We start from the raw sequence: 19,094 nt of genomic DNA, 5'->3' as shown, positions 1-19,094 counted from the left end.
GGACGCTACGCAAGGAGGCTTTACCACTTTGAAGTTGCGCATCGTTCCCATCGAAAATCGATCTCGATTTTCGGGCCGATCCGCTAGAGGGTGCGGACCAAGTAATGACCAAGGCTGACAAGGACAGACTGCAATTCGATCTGGCGTCGTTGCGCAAGCAAATCTCCGAGCGCGAAGCCGGTGAGCCTTCGGCGTCCGAGACCGTTGTTCTCAATCCGCTTGCTCGGCAGATCGCCAACCAGCTGCGTGCCGGCAACCATTCACCGAATATGGTGATCGGCCAGTTGCGGCTGCTGGAATTCACGATGCTCGTGGTCATCGCCGCCATCGTCAACGGCATCGCCGCCGACCGGGGTCTTGAAACCTTTCTCTCGGTTTTCGCGGCCGGCGTTCTGGGCGCGGCGCTCTGCGTGTTCCTGCTGCAGGCGAGCGATTGTTACCAACTGCCGACGCTGCGCACGCCGCTGAAGATGTTTGCCCGCATTCAGGGCGCAGTGTGTCTGTCTTTCGTGGGCATCGCCTGCTTCCTTCTCGCCTTTTTTCCCGATGCGCTGCATTCCTGGCCGGCTTTCGGCATATGGTACGCGATAGGCGCGGTAGCCATTTTCACCGGACGGCTGATCCTTGGCTTCGCCATTCGCCACTGGGGCCGTAATGGCGTCATGGAACGCCGCGCCGTCATCGTCGGCGGCGGCGATGCTGCCAGAGACCTCATCCGTTCGCTGGAGCAGCAGTCGGACAATGATATCCGCATCTGCGGGATTTTTGATGACCGGAAAAGCGAGCGCTCGCCAGAGGTTGTCGCCGGTTATCCCAAACTCGGCACCTTTGCCGAACTGGTGGAATTTGCCCGTCTGACGAAGCTCGACATGTTGATCATCGCCCTGCCGCTCAGTGCAGAGGCTCGCATTCTCCAGCTTTTGCGCAAACTCTGGGTACTCCCGGTTGATATTCGCATCGCAGCACATGCCAATAAATTGCGGTTCCGTCCGCGCGCCTATTCGCATGTGGGCAATGTGCCGATGCTCGATGTGTTCGACAAGCCGATCCGCGACTGGGATTCGGTGGCGAAGCGGATATTCGACATCACCTTCAGCCTCCTCGGCATCGCCCTTTTCTGGCCGGTGATGCTGGGTGCCGGGATTGCCGTCAAGGCCACTTCCAAAGGCCCCGTCCTCTTCAAACAGAAGCGTCACGGCTTCAACAATGAGACGATCAATGTCTGGAAGTTCCGTTCCATGTATACGGAACTCAGCGACCCCACCGCCAAGAAGGCCGTCACCAAGAACGACCCGCGCGTCACACCCGTCGGCCGTTTCCTGCGCAAATCGTCGATGGACGAACTGCCGCAGCTCTTCAACGTTCTCTATGGCGATCTCTCGCTGGTCGGCCCTCGCCCGCACGCAGTGCATGCCCAGACGGGTGATCTGAAATATACCGAAGTGGTGGAGCATTATTTCGCGCGCCACAAGGTCAAGCCGGGCGTGACCGGCTGGGCGCAGATCAATGGCTGGCGCGGCGAAATCGACCATGGCGACAAGATCAAGTTCCGCACCGAATACGATCTTTATTATATCGAGAACTGGTCGCTTTTCCTCGATCTCAAGATCCTGTTTCTGACGCCGATACGGCTGCTCAAATCGGAAAACGCCTATTGACCCACGTCGGTTACCAGCACGCACCGGGTTTTGACGCGCCACTCGCCGCCATGCGGCTCGTCGGTTCGTTCTTCATTGCCTTCGGCGTGTTCCTCTCCGGCTTCGTCATCTCCGAACCGGCGCCCTACGAACTGATGATGGTCGGGCAAGTGGCCATCTGGTTCCTTCTGGGCCTGCGCCTTTCCCGCACCGTCGTGCTGCTGCTGTGCCTGCTGCTTGCCTTTAATGTCGGCGGTTATCTTTCGCTGACCACCATGGCCGATCTGGACGAGGGACCGCTTTACCTCGCCGTCTCGACCTTTCTGGCGCTGACCTCGGTTTTTTACGCGGCGATCATCGAGGACAAATACCAGCGGCTGCTGCTGATTTTTCGCGCCTGGCTTGCGGCGGCGCTGATCACCTCGCTGCTCGGTATCATCGGATATTTTCACGCCCTTCCCGGCTTCGAAGTCTTCACGCTTTACGATCGCGCCAAGGGTGCCTTTCAGGACCCGAACGTCTTCGGTCCCTTCCTGGTGACACCGTCGCTTTACCTGATCTATGGCCTGCTTACGGGCAAGGCGATGCATGCGCCCTGGCGTATCCTCGGCCTGCTGATCCTGTCGCTTGGCGTGTTCCTGTCGTTTTCGCGCGCGGCATGGGGCCTGTTTTTATTCGCCGCCCTCCTGCTCGTCTTCGTCATGCTGCTGAAGGAGCGCACAGCCGCGTTTCGCCTGAAAATTCTCGTGCTGTTTCTTGTTGCGGTCGCGCTCATGGTCGCAGCCGTCATCATCGCGCTGCAATTCAAACAGGTCTCCGACCTGTTCTTCAGCCGCGCCTCGGCGGTGCAATCCTATGATGGCGGGCATCTGGGGCGTTTTGCCCGTCACTATCTCGGTTTCCTGTTGGCGATGGAGCATCCGCTTGGCATCGGGCCGATGGTGTTCGACAATATCTTTCCCGCCGCCGAACATAATATCTGGCTGAAAAGCCTGACAACGCATGGCTGGTTCGGTTTCGTGATCTATCTGACGCTGATCTGCTGGACGATCGCTGCCGGTTTCAGGCAACTGCTGCGGCCGCGGCCATGGCAGCCGTTCCTGATCATTTCCTGGGTGACCTTTGTCGGCCACGTCATGATCGGCGCCGTCATCGATACCGATCACTGGCGGCATTTCTTCCTGCTGCTCGGCATATTGTGGGGCTGCATGGCGCTGGAAAAACGCGAAAGCCTGCGCCGCCGCACAAGCCGCGCCTAAAATGCTTCCCCTTACGGAACCCTGCGCGATTTCATGCGTTTAGCCCCCGATTACGATCGTCAAACGGGGAGACATCTTATGACGCAGACCAATAATCTTTATCTCATCATCGGCGCACTGATGGTGGTTCTTGTTGGCCTTGGAGCCTATGTCTGGCACGAGGAAAGCAAGCCGAAGGGCATCGAGATGAATATCGGCCCGAACGGCGTTTCAGTTCAGGAAAATTAAGGCGCAAGCGTCGCGCAAACTTCCTTCATTAGACCGGGTGCACCCCAAGCCCAAGCGGCGCGGAACGCACCCGGTCTTCTTATGAGAGAAGACGAAAGGCGGGATCAAGGATCCGCGCCAAGCCGGTTCGGTACGAATGATGCGTATCGGGCTGATCATGGAAAAGTTACCGAGATGGTTTCCTCCGTCGACCTGTCCACCCGCCTCACTGCCACCAGATTAGCCCTCAAGGCCATCAAGGAGCAGGATGACAATTCCATCGCAACCTCATCCTCCTCGTCACGGGCAGCGCTTCTTGGCACCTATGGCGTGGATACGTCTTCTTCTTCCACCAATACGAGGCTGACACAGCTTCTGGCGCAATATGCGCAGACCTCCGGCGAAGAGACGCAGACCGAGACTACACCTCAGGCGTCATCCGGCGATATCACACAGGCCGATTTCATGAAGGATCTGAAGGCGATGCTGGAGGACCTGTCCAAGGACCCGGACAAGGGCTCGCAGGCAAAGGCGATGCTGGAAGCACTGGCCGCCGGCACGCTCACCGTATCCGATCCATCCGAAGGCGCGCAGATCAAGGCGTGGGACGTGAAGGCCGATTCGAAAACCACTTCGAAACCGGCAACCGAGATCGCCACGACGGGCTGGAGCGATTTTCTGAAGGATCACCTCAAACGCGACGGCTCAGCCTACGCCAAGAGCACCAGCGGCGCTTATGTTGACAGCATCTCCGGCGACAACGCGTTTTTCGGCAGCGTCGGCAGCCGCTACTATTATCTCACCTGGCCGCAGGCTAAACCCGGCACGCTGACCGTCTAAGCGGCCGCTTCCAGACATATCTGGACAAAACGCTGCGGCATGGATCATGCCGCAGCGTTGTTCCTGTTGCCATTCAAGCGACGGGCGCTGCCGCCTGCGCGGTTTCACCCGACAGGGCCTTTTGCAATTGCGCTTCCTGCTCCGGAGACAGCGAGGTCTTGATGACCCGACCGCGCAGCCCTTCCAGTTCCGCCATAACCTTTTCCGGCTGTACCTTGCGTATCAACACAAACAGCGCCGACGAGCCATTGGGGATGGTTTCGCCAAGGGATTTGATGAAATCGTCATCGATGCCGAAATCGGTCAGTGAACCCGCCAGCGCGCCCGTGCCGGCACCAATCGCGCCGCCTATTGCGAAGCCCGCCAGCGGATTGAGGAACAGCAGGCCAACAAGACCGCCCCATAGGCCGCCGGACAGAAAACCGGAGCTTGCACCAAGCGCCGTCAGATTGACGCTCTGCTTCAGATGCACCTTGCCGTTCTCATCACGAACGACGACCACGGCGTCTTCCAGATCGACCAGATATTCCTTTTTCAGGCCGGCAAGCTTCAGAAGGACCCGATCAGCCTCTTCCGTTCCATCAAAACCAACAACGACGAGTTCGGACATATTTATCTCCCTGAGTTTCAATTCCGCTGCAATTGAACGCTGAAGTTCACGGCAGGTTCCAGCCATGATGGAAAGAGGATGTGTCAGGCGTTTGACGGAAGCAACCGGCAATAAACGGAACGACAGTCTCTCCCCTGCCCGCCATCCACACCCTTTGTTCCTTTTTTTGAGAAAAGGCGATTTTCCGCTTGCGCCCTAACAGGCTTATATATAAACGGCTTTCAGGTTCGGAGCGTAGCGCAGCCCGGTAGCGCACTTGACTGGGGGTCAAGGGGTCGTGGGTTCGAATCCCGCCGCTCCGACCATAAAAATCAGATAGATAGCCAGTTCCCCCAGAGCTGGCTATATTTGTTTTAGCCACATTGTAGCCAGCGGGTCCGCCCTCGCAACTGCGCGTTAGCTTTGCGTGGTGTTTGGTTCTCTCCCGCCCTGACGGCGCGCATTTGACTTGCTGGAGGCTGGTGGATTGAGCGCTAGACCAAATTTGTTCTTACCGCCATCGCCGCCTCTCTAACGGTTATCGCGTTAAAGGCCCCCCCAGCACCTGACGAAGCCTGAGCCTGAAGGACATAGACATGACGAAGAAATCAAAAATCGAACACTCGGAATTCTCAGGCGAATTCGAAGATGACGGCATCACGGTCCTCGTCGATATTTACCGATCGGCCGGCACGCAGCAGGATTGGAAGCTTGAGGTCATAAGCGAAAATGACCTTGTCACCACCTGGGACGAGCCTTTCGCCACCGATAAAGATGCATGGGAAGAATTCCTTGCCACGTGCGAAAAGGACGGCATTCGTAGCTTTCTTGAAGACGAGGATCCCGCAGTCCACTAGGGCTTGACCCTACGAACCACGTCGCAGGATAGCTGAGGGGCTACCAACCGTATTCACCACCCTGCGTAGGACAAAAGCTTTCGGCGTTAGCGTCGGTCGCAATTGTTGCTTCGTCATGGAGTGGTGACCTGCCGCTGAAGCTTATCAAACGCAAAGATCGCCCATCGTAGTGACTACAGGGATTCAGTCTTGGCACTAGTGTTTATAAATCAACGCACAGCGATGCGGCTGAAGTGATCAGAATGATTTTCGAGCAGCAGTCGCTGGAACAGGTGTTTTAGATGAAGGTGCTCGTGGCCTTGACCTGTTGCGCAAATTGCTGCCGCATCACTGGATATTGGCCCGGGTAATCTGGGGCGTCACGCGTGTTTCCGACGGGCGTTTACGATCCGCTGGTTTCTTTTTCCTTCTTCGCCTGATCATGATGCCACTTGATGGCGAAGTACATGCCTGTACCCAATACGATAATCTTGAACGGGAAGAAGACTATAGGGAACAAATCCACCCAATTCCAATCCGTCATTTTGAATATTTCCAGTCTATTACTTGACATAATCTCCCGCAGGTAGAGCTACGTCAAAACTGCTGTTTCAGCAACTTCATTCATGCACGCAAGCACGGTCTTTTTGACGCAGGCCCGCCCGGGTTGTTGCATCCGGGGCGCTTACCTCATGCCCCAGCCATCCCCTGCCGTATGGCGCTCATCAGCCACCCTTCGTTCGTTTCGGTAGCGAGGAATGCCAAGTAATCAACAGGTTGGCGATTTACTCTTTGTTCATGCCACTCACCTCTCGTCAAAGAGAACGATTGCTCACATTGCTTTGTTGACTCTTCGCTAAAATTGGAACATTTAGTGAACAAAAGAGAGGTCGCCGATATGTCCGATGCTGCAAAAATCACCCCTGTACGGCCTGACGACATAGCCGGATACGTCATCCAGTGTCACGATGGCGATGCAAGGGCGGCCGTCGAAACGCTGCTTGGTGAAATCGAACATCTGCAGGAACAGCTTTCCCTTGCGGTTGCCATCATGGGCAGGGGATATACGCGTGGCTGGACGCCGGATATGGCAGGCGATTGAGCTGGCTGTTTGCCGTTGGATGCGGTTTACCGGGTGAGGATACCGTAACTTTGACGGAACAAGCCTTTGATGTGAATGGAGCGCTCAGCTGCCAGCATCGCTCTCCGACAAGTTAGTGCGTTGCTGGTCGGGTCGATTACAGACCGGATCCTCGTTCGCCTTCTCACCACTCCACTGCTGTTATGGCCTCGCCAATTCAGCACGCCTGCACCGAGAATTGCGCCCAGCCTGACCGCATCGGCAATCAAGACGGAACGCAAATCCTTATGCCGGGAAGGGTCCATGATTTACGCAGGATCAGCACGAAACGCCCTCAGAATTCATTTGACGCGATGGCGAAGTCGTCGGTGATTGGCATGTGCTCCACATTTTCCCAGGTTCTATCCATGGCATAGGTTGCCGAGAGATAGGGGATGCCGATGTGGCCGTAACGCACCGAAAGCTGGCTCTCCGCCTCCTTTTCACCAAGACGCGCGACGCGGCTGAGATAAAGAGCGGTGGCGAGGCCCGTCCGGTCAGCGCCGGCCTTGCAATGAATGAGGATCGGTTTTGGCGCATCGCGCATGATCGCGACGAGCTGGTTGACCTGATCCATGTTGAGCTCCTGGCTGGCCGACATGCCGAAATCGATGTGCTTCAGCCCAAGCTCGCGCGCTGTTTCGACCTCGTCCCGGTACCAGGCCTTGGATTCGTTCGGCCCGCGCAGGTTTATAACCGTCTTGATGCCGTGATCTTTGGTGTAGCGGACAAGCTCTTCGTTGCTCGGCTGGTTGGAGCGGTAAAGCTGACCGGCCACAACCTCGTGAAAGTTGCCGAGGAGCTGGATGGCGTAGAGATATCCGCCTGCCGCAAGCACAACAACGCCCATGCCCCCAAAGGAGCACTTCCAAAATCTTCGCATAATAAAACGGTTCCCTTACTCGACAAGAGAACCGATACAGATGGATTCTGACAGCAAGCTGAAAGTTATGCGACAGTATTGTAAGAGTAGAAAAATTGCGTTCGATCAACGCACGAAAACGTAAACCGCATAGACCGCGATGAGCGCCGCGGCCACTGCTGCCGTGATAACGCCGAGGCGTTTTTCGATGAAATGGCGCACTGAATCACCGTATCTCTGCAGCAATCCGGCAAGAATGAAAAAGCGGGCGCCACGTGTGACGACGGCTGAAAGAATGAACAGGCCGAGGCTGATATTGGCCGCACCCGACAGGATCGTCACCACCTTGATGGGCGGCAGGTGCGCAAGCCCCGATGTCACCAGCAGGAGAATGATGGTTTCGTAGTCCACCGAGTTTTTCAGCTGTTCGAAACTGTCGAGCTTGCCGTAAAATTCAAGGATGGGCCGCGCAATGCTCTCGAAAGCATAATGACCGAGAAACCAGCCGGCAATGCCGCCGAGGACCGAGGCGACCGTCGCCACAAACGCATAAAACATCGCCTTTTTCGGCTTGGCCAACACCATGGGCAGGAAAAGCACATCCGCGGGCACGACGAAGACGGAGCTTTCCACAAAAGCGACGACCGCCAGCCACCATACGGCGGTTTTGCGCGCCGCAAGGGCCATCGTCCAGGCATAGATGTTTTTCAGCATTTCATGTCCCCGGGGAAGAGTGTGGAGCGAGGTCAAAGCGGGAGTGCCGAGGCATCTCAGCGATGATTGAGGCGATTTAAGACGGCGCGCAGCAGACGGAGAAGAGCCAGCGCCGCAGCAGGATTAGACACAACGCAAGAGAATGGCAAATGTTGGAAGATTTATTTTTGCATCGCGAAAAATGGGAAATGCCAGCAATTCCAGTCCACACCGGCGGTCGGTTGCTGCGATGCGAAATTTCACCCTGAGGTAGATGAACTCGCCTTTTTGCTGTAGAATAAGAGGCGTAAGAAGTGGAGGAAGTTATCATGGACTATGTAAACTTCATTACCTCGATCAATCCGGTGATACTCGCCATCCTGCTGGTGGTTCTTCTCGCCGGCGCCTATAGCCACTGGGTTTCGCACTAACAAAGCGAAAGATATGACGAACCATGACGCTGCCGATTTCTATCGGCGATAGGCATGCGGCCGGATGAATGTTATCAAACCCGGAGTTAAAACAACTTCCGGGAAGCGGCATGACGAACGAATTCGCATTCACTGATACGTCTGAAAAGCTCAGCACCACGCTGGAGAAGCTTATAGGCAAGTTGCAGGGCCAGACGATCACGTTGCGCGAACTGATGGAAGCAATCGGCGAACAGGGCCTGTTGCTCATCTGCGCAATTGCGTCCCTGCCCTTTCTCATTCCGGTCTCCATTCCCGGCGTCAGCACGGTGTTCGGCGCGGCGATCATCCTCGTCAGCCTCGCAATCACGCTGAACCGCCTGCCATGGCTGCCGGCGAAGATTCTCGATCGGCAGATGGAAACGGCAAAGTTGGTGCCGGCGCTTCAAAAAGGTGTCGCCATCGTTTCCAAACTGGATGGATTTATTCGTCCGCGTGTACCGGTGCTCACCACCGGCATCGTCGCCAACAGGATAAACGGTCTGGCGCTGATGACGGCGGGCGTGCTGCTGATGATGCCGCTCGGCTTCATTCCTTTTTCCAACACCCTGCCCGGCGTCGCCATCCTGCTTTTATCTGCGGGCATGATCCAGCGTGACGGTGTCACCGTGCTCGGCGGTTATCTGTTTCTCGGCCTGACGGCGATTTATTTCGCAGCGCTTGCCTATGCAGCCTTCTGGGCCGGACAGGGCATCAGCAGCTCGATCGGCGGATAAAGGCCTACTGACCCCTGTTACGACGGGCCTCGCGGCCGTTCTGACGCGAGGCCCACCATACAGCCAGCCGTCGCCGCCTGCGACGCACCGCCGGCAGATCGTGCGAAAGTACGACAAGACCGAGCGGAATCATCCAGAAACCGAGAACCGGCAAAAACCCCAACGTTCCGCCCACCACCAGAGCGGAGCCGGTGGCGATCCTGCCAACCCGCGAACGCGGCATGGCAAGGCTCCATTTTCCGACATGGAGGCGACCCGTCTTGTGGTTCATTCCGAATTTCATTCCATCCTGCCCTTCAGCGTCTGGCCTGTGGATAATTTTTTGACCGTCGATAAGCCCGGAAAATCGGGACTTCAGAGGGATAAAACAAGAGGAATGCGTTTTTTTTGAAAAAACCGCTTGGCAAATCGGAAAAGCATTTGTATTACCCCGCTCACACCGCGCCAAGCAGCGCACGTTCCCTGGTAGCTCAGCGGTAGAGCATTCGACTGTTAATCGACAGGTCGCCGGTTCGAATCCGGCCCGGGGAGCCATTTCTCTCAAAATATGTTTTGAAGAGCGAAGTGCCGCTGCATTCGCCCGATCCGGCTCGTGGCGTCTTTCGCCCGCCGGAATAGCGGGCTACAGGCAATCAGGTCTTCTTGACCACACGCTTCGTTGCCTTTGCGGCGTTGGTCAGCGCCGGTGGATCGCTTGCCGGGAAACTTTCTTCAAGGCTCTCCGTCAGATCGTCAACTTTACCCTTGTCCGTCGACTTCTGCTCCTTCTCGAGCGATTTTACCGCCGGGGATTTAGCCTTTGCAGCCGGAGCCTTCTTCGCTGGCGTTTTCTTCGCAGGCGCCTTGTCCGTCGAGGTCTTGTCTGTCGAGGTCTTGGCGGCAGCGGATTTTTTCACGCCGTTCTTACCCGTGGTCTTTGCGGCTCCCGCACCGGCGGAGACTTCCCGTTCTGCCTCGGTCCAGTGGCGCTCATGATGCCCGTCAGGCTTGCCTTCCTTCTCCCATATTGCGCGCGCTTTTTCACGGATTGCGGCTTCGCGATCATGGCTCATAACGGGCCTCCCTCTTTGCGTTGCACCGGTTTTGATTGTGCCACTGAAAAAACAGAAAAAGCCAGACTTTGTTCCTCGCAGACCGATTGCGAATGAGCATTTCTTCGAAAAAGGGAACCGTCATGGAGGCGGGATCGTTTGCCCGCAGAAACCCCGCAGGAGAATTATCCATGAACACCCCAAAGAAGCCGAAGAACGAACCGCTCGATATTCGCGACGAAGATGTGGCGCGTTTCGAAACCGACAGCGAACTCAAATCGAAGGATGGTGAGATTTATCCGGATGAGACGATGAACCTGCGCGCCCGCCGGCAGGCAGCGCGCCAGCATGAGGACGCCTTCATCGTTGCCACCGACCTTGAGGACGACGACCAGCGAGATGCCGCACCGGGCACCAGGGAGCAGCCATAGGCCGCTTAAAATGGATAAGGCGGGTCATTGCCCGCCTTTATAAGAAATATGATGTTGTCCGGTCGTCAACGGCGAACGGAAACGATTGCCTTGCGGTTGAAATTGGATACCTGCACCCGGCCAGACTGGTTGCCACCAAGGATCTGGGCGGTCTTGCCGCTCATGCTCTTTAGAATTCCGGCGTGATAACCGCGGCCGTTACGGATGACGACGATATCGCCGGGCTTGGCCTGGCTGACGGGAACGGCATAACCGAAAGACGTCCAGGATTTTGCAAATCCGTAGGATTTCGGCGACTGCCGGCCGGCCTTGCCGGCAACGGCATGCAGGAAAAGGCCGCACCAGGGGGTGCTGCGGGGGTTTGCCCCAAGAATATTCTTCAGGCTCTTGTTGTTCTTGGACTCATGCAGCCCGGTGTATTTTTCTGCCTGGTTCAGCATGCCGGCAGAGGCCGGCGCCGCGACTGTAAAAGCCAAGGCAGCGGATAGAATTAACGCGGATACTCTCAAACGTCTCGCCCTTATGTTGGAGGGCGTCCGTGTATTGTGACAATTTAGCGACAATTTGACGAGAAATGGGCAGAAATCAGACAGCTATTCATGCGGCCTGATCTGTCATTGCTTCAAAACAGGCTGCCCTGCGCCTCATCGGCGCGGCTGCGGCCGCCATTTTCGAGATCCAGCATGCGCAATTTGGTGTTGGTTCCGCCCGGTGCGGAAAAGCCGCCCAGCCGGCCGCCGGCAGCCAGAACGCGGTGGCAGGGAATGATGAGCGGCACCGGGTTTTTCGCCATGGCCTGACCGACATCGCGGGCCTTTTCCATGCCAAGGCCAAGGTCCCTTACTATGCCGCCATAAGTCGTCGTGTGGCCCCAGCCGATTTGCCGCGCCACCGCGTAAACATCGAGAAAGAAACGATCCTGTCCGGCAAGATCGAGTTCGACGGGGGTAAAATCAATCGCCTCACCATTGAAATAGCGGGTGATCATCGCGATCACTTCACGCGTGCGTGTGTCGGGAACCGCAATCGTGGACGACGGAAAACGTTTAAGGAGAAGCTTTTCGGTTTCCCCTGCGTCAGCACCGGGCAATTGCAGACGGGCGATGCCGCGTCCTGCCCATGCTAGGCCGCAATGGCCGAGTGCGGTTGGAAAAACAATATAGCCGTAGTGGTTGGTCATCGCATTCATTCATCCGCTTTCGGGCGCACACGATGCCATATCCTGCGTCCGAAACAACCCGTTTCCTGATCTCAAAAAAAACAAGGCCACCCTGCTCTGGCGGGTGGCCTTTAACGGATCGGTCCTGAAAATCCGCTCAGGATGCGATTTTATTCGGCTCCTCCGCCTTGTCCTCCATCAGGCATTGCGCCTGCCGGCTTGCGGCAACGAATGCGGTACGGGCGATTTCTCCCGCCACATCACCCATCAACGAGGCGCGGCACAGGCGAAGCGCCTGCTCATGCGCCTTATCGCCGCGTTCCGGCCATTCGTGCTGCAGAAAATCGAAGGCTTCGTAAACGCCGTTGAAAATCCGGGGAGCACCGTTTTCAAGGGAGATGGTAACGGGCTTTTCCCACTTAACGTCTTTCAGCAACATTGATTGCACTTCCATGCTCTATTAACCCGCGACAAACGCCGGCTCCTCCAGTTGGTTCCCTTCACCTGCTGTTTCAAGAGCGAAAAAATAACCCTCGAGAAACCATGTGCCCCATCTTTCCATTCTAGCCGATTTGCGGAACAAAGCGTTTCAACACTCGTTCAAGCGGAAGTGAACCGGGTTCTTTCATGCCAATAACAGCCTCCCCCGTCATCGTCTGGTTCCGCAAGGATTTGCGCCTTTCGGACAATCTTGCCCTTCTCGCAGCAGTGGATCACGGCGGTCCCATCATCCCCGTCTATGTCAGGGAAAAATCCTCTTGTCCGCTCGGCGGTGCGCAGGAATGGTGGCTTCACCATTCGCTCACCTCGCTTTCCGCAGCACTCCAAGAAAAAGGCGGTCGTCTGCTGCTTCGAAGCGGCGACGCCGAAAAGACGCTGCGCCAGTTGATATCCGAAACCGGCGCTGAAGCCGTATTCTGGAATCGCCGGTACGAACCAGCCGGCTTGGCGACCGACAAGGCGCTGAAACAAAACCTGAGGGATGACGGTCTGACCGTTCACAGCTTTTCCGGCCACCTGCTGCACGAACCCTCCCGGTTGAAGACGAAATCCGGCGGCCCCTACCGGGTCTATACGCCCTTCTGGCGGGCGCTTGAGGGTGGCGAGGAGCCACATGCCCCGGCGGATGCGCCGAAGAGCCTCAAGGCACCTGCGACATGGCCGAAATCGGAAAAGCTTGATGACTGGAAGCTGCTGCCGGTCAAGCCTGACTGGGCGACGGATTTCAGCGAGATATGGGCACCCGGCGAAAACAGCGCGCGGGAAAAACTCGATGACTTTATCGACGGCGCTTTGAAGGGATATGAGGAAGGCCGCGATTTTCCGGCAAAGGGCGCAACCTCTATGCTCTCGCCGCATCTGGCCTTGGGTGAAATATCGCCTGCCACCGTCTGGCACGCAACGAAGGGGCTTTCCCGCCACATCGCCTCAAACGATATCAGCCGTTTTCGCAAGGAAATCGTCTGGCGGGAATTCTGCTATCACCTGCTGTTTCATTTCCCCGAACTGGACGAGAAAAACTGGAACGACAGTTTCGACGCCTTTGGCTGGCGGGACGATGAGAAATCCTTCAAGGCCTGGACGCGCGGCATGACGGGTTATCCCATCGTCGATGCCGGCATGAGACAATTGTGGCAACATGGCACCATGCATAACCGGGTGCGGATGATCGTGGCGTCCTTCCTCATCAAACATCTGCTGATCGACTGGCGCAAGGGCGAGACGTGGTTCCGCGATACGCTGGTCGATGCCGATCCGGCCTCCAACGCCGCCAACTGGCAATGGGTGGCGGGTTCCGGGGCGGATGCCTCACCATTTTTCCGCATCTTCAACCCCATCCTGCAGGGCGAGAAATTCGATGGCGATGGGGATTATGTGCGCCGTTTCGTGCCGGAGCTGGACAAGCTGGAGCGGAAATACATCCACAAGCCATTTGAAGCACCGAAGGAGGTGCTGCAAAAGGCGGGAATCGAGCTTGGCAAGACCTATCCGTTACCAATCGTCGATCACGGAAAGGCGCGGGAAAGAGCGCTTGCAGCCTATGCGGCGGTGAAGAACAACGCATAAAATTGGGTATCGGCAAAATTTTGCGTGGCGAAGCCCAAGCCGGGAAGATAATTTCTTGCCTTGGGGCGGTTGTAACGGGACATAACGGCACCTAATTTCCGCTCAGACAAGAAGGCTCAATCATGACCATTCATCCCTCTGCGCTCAGTGCTATCGGCAACACGCCACTCATCCGTCTGAAAGCTGCCTCCGAGGCGACGGGGTGCGAAATCCTCGGCAAGGCGGAGTTCCTGAACCCCGGCCAGTCGGTAAAGGATCGCGCCGCACTCTACATCATCCGCGACGCCGAACGGCGCGGACAGCTGCGGCCGGGCGGCACCATTGTCGAAGGCACGGCGGGCAATACCGGCATCGGCCTGTCGCTGGTCGCCAATATGCTCGGTTACAAGACGGTCATCGTTATTCCCGAGACGCAGAGCCAGGAAAAGAAGGACGCGCTGAAGCTTCTCGGCGCCAAGCTGGTCGAGGTTCCGGCAGCGCCCTATTCCAACCCGAACAATTATGTGAAGGTCTCCGGACGGCTGGCGAAACAGCTGGCCGCGACCGACGAGAACGGCGCAATCTGGGCCAACCAGTTCGACAATATCGCCAACCGTCAGGCCCATATCGAAACGACTGCGCCTGAAATCTGGGACCAGACGGACGGCAAGGTCGATGGCTTCATATGCTCGGTGGGATCAGGCGGAACGCTTGCGGGCGTGGCCGATGGCCTGCGCGATTTCAACCCTGATATCAAGATCGGCCTTGCCGATCCTGAGGGTGCGGCCCTTTACGAATTCTACAAGCACGGTGTTCTGAAGTCCGAAGGTTCTTCCATTACCGAGGGCATCGGACAGGGCCGTATCACCGCCAATCTGGAAGGTTTTACACCGGATTTCTCCTATCGTATTTCGGATGCGGAAGCCCTGCCGGTGCTGTTCGATCTGGTCACCAAAGAGGGTCTTTGCCTCGGTGGCTCCTCCGGCATCAACATTGCCGGCGCAATCCGCCTTGCCCGCGAGCTTGGTCCGGGGCATACAATCGTGACGATACTATGCGACTACGGTAATCGTTATCAATCGAAGCTGTTCAATCCGGATTTCCTGCGCTCCAAGGGGCTGCCGATTCCGCAATGGCTGGCGACGAAAAGCGAGATTGCGGTTCCGTACGAAACCGTTTGAGGACATGCCGAAATGCCTGTGAATGCCCTGTTCCGTGACGATTTTTATCTCTCAACCGTAGAAGCAATCGTCACGGCGGTGCATGAGGATGGCGGCATAGAATTCGACCAGACCTGCTTTTACGCAACGTCCGGCGGCCAGCCGGGCGATAGCGGGTTTCTCGAGCGGGCCGATGGCTCGCGCATCGACCTCGGCGTCACGAAAAACGGTGCCGACAAGAGCGTCATCATCCATGTACCGCTCGAAGGCCAGCCTTCTCCGGAAGTCGGCGAAAAGCTGACCCTGCATGTGGACTGGCCGCGCCGCTACAAGCTGATGCGCATGCACACCGCCTGCCATCTCCTGTCCGTCGTCTGCCAGTGGCCGATAACAGGTGCCGCCGTCGGCGAGGACGAATCGCGTGTCGATTTCGACATGTCGGAAACCATCGACAAAGATGAAGTGACGGCGAAGCTGATGGAACTGGTGAAAGCCAACCATCCCGTCTTCCTGCAATGGATCACCGACGAAGAACTTCAGGCCAATCCGGGCATCGTCAAATCCAAGAATGTGCGCCCGCCGATGGGCCTTGGCCGGGTCAGCCTTGTCTGCATCGGCGAAAATTCCAGCATCGACAGCCAGCCCTGCGGCGGCACCCATGTTTCGCAAACGCAGGAAGTGGGCGATATTCACATTGCCAAGATAGAAAAGAAGGGCAAGGAGAACAGGCGGTTCCGCATTCGTTTCGGCGCGCCTGAAGCTGCTGCCTGAAATCAGGAGAGACATCGTGAGCACGGATAAGAGCCGTTTCGTCGTTTCGGCGGACTGGGTGGAAAAACAGCTCGGCACATCAGGGTTTCGTCTCGTTGATGCCTCGTGGTATCTGCCGGCACACAAGCGCAATGGCGCGGAAGAATTCGCGAGCAGCCATCTGCCGGGCGCTGTCTTCTTCGATCAGGACAAGATCGCCGATCACACCACCGGTCTGCCGCACTCCCTGCCCTCGCCGGAATTCTTTGCGCAGGAGGCCGGCGAGCTTGGCCTCAGCGAGAACGATACGATCGTGGTTTATGACGGCCCCGGCTTCTTTTCCGCACCGCGTGTGTGGTGGATGCTGCGGGTGATGGGCGTGCGTAAGGCCTATGTGCTTGATGGCGGCCTCGACGGCTGGAAGCGTGACGGTCGACCGCTCGAAACCGGCACACCGGAGATCGAGCCCGCAACCTTTACGCCCGACTTCAACGAAAGGCGTGTGACCTCCCTGTCAAGCATGCGCGGTATCGTCGAGAGCGGCGAAAAGCAGATTGCCGATGCCCGTGGTGCCGGACGTTTCACCGGCGACGAAGCCGAGCCGCGTGCGGGCATGCGCTCGGGCCATATGCCCGGCGCACGCAGCCTGCCCGCGACAGCCTTTTCCGAGAACGGCCATTTCAAGGACCTCACCACCATCCGCAAGATGGTGGCAGACGCCGGCATCGATCTCAATCAGCCGGTGGTGACGAGCTGCGGTTCTGGCGTCACCGCCGCCGTCATCACGCTGGCGCTGGAATCCCTCGGCCATCGGGACAATTCGCTTTATGACGGCTCCTGGTCGGAATGGGGCGGACTGGAAGACACGCCTGTCGTCACCGGCCCCGCCGAGCCTGTTCCGGTTGTGTCGCACGGACCTTTGAAGGCGCATGTGACGCAGCTGGAAATGACGTCGCCTCCGAAGGTCAGCCTGCCTATCCCCGTCAATATCCAGACGGCGTTGATGCGGGTCACCGATATTCCCCTGCACTTTTATCGCTATCTTTACTGGCGAGTGGGGAAACGCTGGCATTGGCAGAAGCGCATGCGCATGAGCGACGCCGAACTGTCCGCCGTCCTCAAGGACCCGAAGAACAGCGTCACGGTACTTTACATCAACGGTGCCGCTGCCGGCTTCTTCGAGTTGAACAAGGCAAGCGACGAGGTGACCGAGCTTTCCTATTTCGGGCTGCTCGAAGAGGCGATCGGTGCTGGCGTCGGCAAGTGGTTTCTGTTGCAGGCGCTTTACGCCGCCTGGCAGGACAATCCGAAACGCGTGACGGTGACGACCAACACGCTTGACCATCCGCGCGCGCTGCATCTTTACCAGATGATGGGCTTTTCGCCTGTCGGCACCTATGAAGCCTGGGTAGAGCCGCTGTCCGATACCGAGCTTCTGGAAATTTCGCTGCGTAACTGAGGCTCCGGTTGATACTGAGGCTCGATTGATCGGGTGCCGCATGCACCTTTCCCGATCACTTCACTCCCCTCATTCCTGTGACAAGCACAGGCATGAGGGGAGTGCGGAAACGTCAGCGCAGGAACTGCTGCACAGTGTTTGTGAGGCTCGCTTTAACTGCGCAGCATTCACACCCTGTCGATGATCAGGTGGGTGGCACCCTCACCTGCCACCGTTTTGGTGGAGCGATAGCCGAGTGCCGGCAAGTCCAGCCCCTCGAACAGATTTTCGCCCTTGCCGAGAAACACCGGCGCCAGCGCCAGATGCAATTCATCGATCATGCCTTTGGCAATATATTGCCGGATGGTGGAAACACCGCCGCCAATGCGGACATCCTTGCCGTTTGCTGCCACAAGCGCGCCATCGAGGGCCGCCTCGATACCGTTGGTAACAAAATGGAACACCGTACCGCCCTTCATCGTGAAGGACGGGCGCGCATGGTGTGTCAGCACGAAAACCGGCACGTGATAGGGCGGTTCCTCGCCCCACCAGCCTTTCCAGCTTTCATCAGGCCATGCGCCGCGGATGGGGCCAAACATGTTGCGGCCCAAAATCCATGCGCCGATATTTTCGAAACTCTTTTCGGAAAAATCCTCATCCATGCCGGTCGAGCCGCCTTCCTTGCCGAACATGCGGTGGAAGGTGCGGGTCTTGAACGCCCACTGATGCAACTCTTCGCCGTTCACACCCAGCGGGTTCTGCAGGCTCTGATCCGGCCCCGCGCCATATCCATCAAGCGAAATGGAGAAATTGCGAACGACAACCTTCGGCATGGCACTTTACCTCCCATTCAGGAGGCCAGATCGCCAGCGTCCGGCAATCGACCTCAGATTTCCCGTTCCAGAACGACCGCTGTTGGGATTTGCCCCCCGGCAGCGCCCTTGTCTTCCGTGACAGTGTTCATGAGATGATCGGCAATCAGCTCCGCCTGGAATTTTCCAAGCTCATAACAATAAGTGATCTCCCGCTTTTCCGCCGACCAGTAGACATCGGGACGGCCGCAGGTTCTGGCCGTCAGCTTGACGTCACCCTTCAGACCGTAAGCGCCGAAACTGCGGCTGATGAGATCGAGAACCTTCGATTCCTTGATCATGATGGCGTAGGGTTCAAGCTCGGGATCGCGCGGCGGCATGTAGCTGACGGTGAATTTGGACGGCGTCTGGCTGCGATGGGGGCTAAGGAAACTCTCCCAGGCCGAAGCGACGCGCGGATAGGCAGCAGCGCACTTGTCGAACTCGGCCTTGTCCAGACCCATCATGGCGGCCAGATCGCCATATCCGTCCTTGTCGCGGCCGACCATCAGGCAGGCCATGTTGCGGTCACGGCCTTTCTCGGGAACGAGCGCGGAAAAGACCGGCGCTTCGTGCTCGGGCAAGGTTTCCGCCTCGCGTCCCAGATACCAGCTGTCGGTAGCGTTGACGAGCGCGGTGTCCAGCCATTCCTCGTTGGCCTGAAGAACGAGCGTGCCCGCCAGCTGGTCGGCCGGGGCCTGCATGCTGCTGGTTTCCGGCGCGCCGAAATCCGATATCAGCATGCGCGCACCCTCGTGATAAAGCGAGAAGATGGCGTTGCCGATGACGAAATTGACCGCCTGCTGCAGCTGGTCGTCGGACAGGCCATCGAGACCGGCGGCAACCTGTGCCTGAGCCGGGGCCGTCAACGAAACAAAAGCCAGCGGAACGGCGGCCAGAAAACGACGCAACATAAAATCAGACCTTCCGGGAACGAGGAGCGTCACTGATTCCCGATGCAAACGAAACACGCAATGGGCTGGTTGCATCACCTGTCAA

22 protein-coding genes and 2 tRNA genes are annotated in these 19,094 nt (G+C 57.5%); 14 read left to right on the top strand and 10 right to left on the bottom strand.

Annotated elements, in window-relative coordinates:
* Nucleotides 1-104: 104 nt before the first annotated feature.
* From uppE to DXT96_RS03865, 4 genes are all read left to right on the top strand, one after another.
* A complete protein-coding gene (gene uppE / locus DXT96_RS03880) occupies nucleotides 105-1,658 on the top strand; it encodes a polysaccharide biosynthesis glycosyltransferase UppE (protein WP_153513572.1) in 1,554 nt (517 codons plus the stop codon).
* Entirely contained in the window at nucleotides 1,655-2,896 is a 1,242-nt protein-coding gene (gene uppF, locus DXT96_RS03875; RefSeq protein WP_153513571.1) for a polysaccharide biosynthesis O-antigen ligase family protein UppF, read from the top strand. Before uppE ends, uppF begins: the two co-directional genes overlap by 4 nt.
* Nucleotides 2,897-2,974: 78 nt before the next feature.
* A complete protein-coding gene (locus DXT96_RS03870; protein WP_188355895.1) occupies nucleotides 2,975-3,124 on the top strand; it encodes a hypothetical protein in 150 nt (49 codons plus the stop codon).
* Between the two features lie 174 nt (nucleotides 3,125-3,298).
* Nucleotides 3,299-3,943, top strand: coding sequence for a hypothetical protein (locus DXT96_RS03865; protein ID WP_153513570.1), 645 nt, complete (start codon nucleotides 3,299-3,301; stop codon nucleotides 3,941-3,943).
* Nucleotides 3,944-4,016: 73 nt separating this feature from the next.
* Here the strand turns inward: DXT96_RS03865 and DXT96_RS03860 are convergent, their stop codons facing one another.
* The gene (locus DXT96_RS03860) at nucleotides 4,017-4,553 is read right to left on the bottom strand and encodes a DUF1269 domain-containing protein (protein WP_149897781.1); all 537 of its coding nucleotides are present in this window, start codon (nucleotides 4,551-4,553) and stop codon (nucleotides 4,017-4,019) included.
* Between the two features lie 228 nt (nucleotides 4,554-4,781).
* On the opposite strand from DXT96_RS03860, the gene DXT96_RS03855 reads away from it, so the two are divergent.
* The 3 genes from DXT96_RS03855 (at nucleotide 4,782) to DXT96_RS03840 (ending at nucleotide 6,470) form a co-directional block, all read left to right on the top strand.
* Nucleotides 4,782-4,858 (top strand) — tRNA-Pro (locus DXT96_RS03855).
* 270 nt (nucleotides 4,859-5,128) lie between these two features.
* Nucleotides 5,129-5,389: a hypothetical protein gene (locus DXT96_RS03850; RefSeq protein WP_153513569.1), complete on the top strand. Its 261-nt coding sequence runs from the start codon at nucleotides 5,129-5,131 to the stop codon at nucleotides 5,387-5,389.
* An 877-nt stretch (nucleotides 5,390-6,266) separates the two neighbouring features.
* Nucleotides 6,267-6,470: a hypothetical protein gene (locus tag DXT96_RS03840; RefSeq protein WP_153514179.1), complete on the top strand. Its 204-nt coding sequence runs from the start codon at nucleotides 6,267-6,269 to the stop codon at nucleotides 6,468-6,470.
* 313 nt (nucleotides 6,471-6,783) lie between these two features.
* Here the strand turns inward: DXT96_RS03840 and DXT96_RS03835 are convergent, their stop codons facing one another.
* Both DXT96_RS03835 and DXT96_RS03830 read right to left on the bottom strand, forming a co-directional pair.
* Nucleotides 6,784-7,338: a dual specificity protein phosphatase family protein gene (locus tag DXT96_RS03835; protein WP_188355896.1), complete on the bottom strand. Its 555-nt coding sequence runs from the start codon at nucleotides 7,336-7,338 to the stop codon at nucleotides 6,784-6,786.
* Between the two features lie 138 nt (nucleotides 7,339-7,476).
* Nucleotides 7,477-8,064 carry a YqaA family protein gene (locus tag DXT96_RS03830; protein WP_153513568.1) on the bottom strand — a complete coding sequence of 196 codons (588 nt, stop codon included), beginning with the start codon at nucleotides 8,062-8,064 and terminating at the stop codon, nucleotides 7,477-7,479.
* A gap of 520 nt (nucleotides 8,065-8,584) precedes the next feature.
* On the opposite strand from DXT96_RS03830, the gene DXT96_RS03825 reads away from it, so the two are divergent.
* Complete coding sequence (locus DXT96_RS03825; RefSeq protein WP_149897785.1) at nucleotides 8,585-9,229, top strand: exopolysaccharide biosynthesis protein; 645 nt, start codon at nucleotides 8,585-8,587, stop codon at nucleotides 9,227-9,229.
* Nucleotides 9,230-9,233: 4 nt separating this feature from the next.
* Here DXT96_RS03825 and DXT96_RS03820 read toward each other — a convergent pair whose 3' ends face one another.
* Nucleotides 9,234-9,512, bottom strand: coding sequence for a hypothetical protein (locus DXT96_RS03820; protein WP_142839582.1), 279 nt, complete (start codon nucleotides 9,510-9,512; stop codon nucleotides 9,234-9,236).
* Between the two features lie 176 nt (nucleotides 9,513-9,688).
* Between DXT96_RS03820 and DXT96_RS03815 the strand changes: the two genes are divergently transcribed.
* A tRNA-Asn gene (locus tag DXT96_RS03815) sits at nucleotides 9,689-9,763 on the top strand.
* 98 nt (nucleotides 9,764-9,861) lie between these two features.
* On the opposite strand, the gene DXT96_RS03810 is transcribed toward DXT96_RS03815, so the two are convergent.
* Complete coding sequence (locus tag DXT96_RS03810; RefSeq protein ID WP_153513567.1) at nucleotides 9,862-10,281, bottom strand: DUF2934 domain-containing protein; 420 nt, start codon at nucleotides 10,279-10,281, stop codon at nucleotides 9,862-9,864.
* Nucleotides 10,282-10,451: 170 nt separating this feature from the next.
* Here DXT96_RS03810 and DXT96_RS03805 point away from each other — a divergent pair, with 170 nt between their 5' ends.
* Nucleotides 10,452-10,691 (top strand): hypothetical protein, encoded by a 240-nt coding sequence (locus tag DXT96_RS03805; RefSeq protein WP_153513566.1) that lies wholly within the window; start codon nucleotides 10,452-10,454, stop codon nucleotides 10,689-10,691.
* Nucleotides 10,692-10,756: 65 nt separating this feature from the next.
* Here DXT96_RS03805 and DXT96_RS03800 read toward each other — a convergent pair whose 3' ends face one another.
* The 3 genes from DXT96_RS03800 to DXT96_RS03790 form a co-directional block, all read right to left on the bottom strand.
* On the bottom strand, nucleotides 10,757-11,200 hold the full coding sequence (locus tag DXT96_RS03800; RefSeq protein WP_153513565.1) for a TIGR02594 family protein: 444 nt from the start codon (nucleotides 11,198-11,200) through the stop codon (nucleotides 10,757-10,759).
* Between the two features lie 113 nt (nucleotides 11,201-11,313).
* Nucleotides 11,314-11,871 (bottom strand): methylated-DNA--[protein]-cysteine S-methyltransferase, encoded by a 558-nt coding sequence (locus DXT96_RS03795; RefSeq protein WP_153513564.1) that lies wholly within the window; start codon nucleotides 11,869-11,871, stop codon nucleotides 11,314-11,316.
* A 136-nt stretch (nucleotides 11,872-12,007) separates the two neighbouring features.
* Nucleotides 12,008-12,289: a DUF982 domain-containing protein gene (locus tag DXT96_RS03790; protein ID WP_174373118.1), complete on the bottom strand. Its 282-nt coding sequence runs from the start codon at nucleotides 12,287-12,289 to the stop codon at nucleotides 12,008-12,010.
* 188 nt (nucleotides 12,290-12,477) lie between these two features.
* On the opposite strand from DXT96_RS03790, the gene DXT96_RS03785 reads away from it, so the two are divergent.
* The 4 genes from DXT96_RS03785 (at nucleotide 12,478) to sseA (ending at nucleotide 17,265) form a co-directional block, all read left to right on the top strand.
* Complete coding sequence (locus tag DXT96_RS03785) at nucleotides 12,478-13,917, top strand: deoxyribodipyrimidine photo-lyase (RefSeq protein WP_153513562.1); 1,440 nt, start codon at nucleotides 12,478-12,480, stop codon at nucleotides 13,915-13,917.
* A 122-nt stretch (nucleotides 13,918-14,039) separates the two neighbouring features.
* Nucleotides 14,040-15,077: a cysteine synthase A gene (locus DXT96_RS03780; protein ID WP_149897844.1), complete on the top strand. Its 1,038-nt coding sequence runs from the start codon at nucleotides 14,040-14,042 to the stop codon at nucleotides 15,075-15,077.
* A gap of 12 nt (nucleotides 15,078-15,089) precedes the next feature.
* The gene (locus tag DXT96_RS03775; protein WP_153513561.1) at nucleotides 15,090-15,827 is read left to right on the top strand and encodes an alanyl-tRNA editing protein; all 738 of its coding nucleotides are present in this window, start codon (nucleotides 15,090-15,092) and stop codon (nucleotides 15,825-15,827) included.
* A gap of 16 nt (nucleotides 15,828-15,843) precedes the next feature.
* On the top strand, nucleotides 15,844-17,265 hold the full coding sequence (gene sseA, locus DXT96_RS03770; protein ID WP_371418784.1) for a 3-mercaptopyruvate sulfurtransferase: 1,422 nt from the start codon (nucleotides 15,844-15,846) through the stop codon (nucleotides 17,263-17,265).
* Between the two features lie 167 nt (nucleotides 17,266-17,432).
* Here the strand turns inward: sseA and DXT96_RS03765 are convergent, their stop codons facing one another.
* Together DXT96_RS03765 and DXT96_RS03760 are read right to left on the bottom strand one after the other, a co-directional pair.
* Nucleotides 17,433-18,077 (bottom strand): dihydrofolate reductase family protein, encoded by a 645-nt coding sequence (locus DXT96_RS03765; protein WP_153513559.1) that lies wholly within the window; start codon nucleotides 18,075-18,077, stop codon nucleotides 17,433-17,435.
* A gap of 53 nt (nucleotides 18,078-18,130) precedes the next feature.
* Nucleotides 18,131-19,009 carry a DUF4344 domain-containing metallopeptidase gene (locus DXT96_RS03760; RefSeq protein WP_149897848.1) on the bottom strand — a complete coding sequence of 293 codons (879 nt, stop codon included), beginning with the start codon at nucleotides 19,007-19,009 and terminating at the stop codon, nucleotides 18,131-18,133.
* Between the last annotated feature and the right edge of the window lie 85 nt (nucleotides 19,010-19,094).

Origin of the sequence: Agrobacterium sp. ICMP 6402 (assembly GCF_009498615.1) — a bacterium.
In the GTDB taxonomy this organism is placed as follows: Bacteria; Pseudomonadota; Alphaproteobacteria; order Rhizobiales; family Rhizobiaceae; genus Agrobacterium; species Agrobacterium burrii.
Note: the sequence above shows the minus strand (reverse complement) of the source record. Positions and strands in the feature narration are given on the sequence as shown.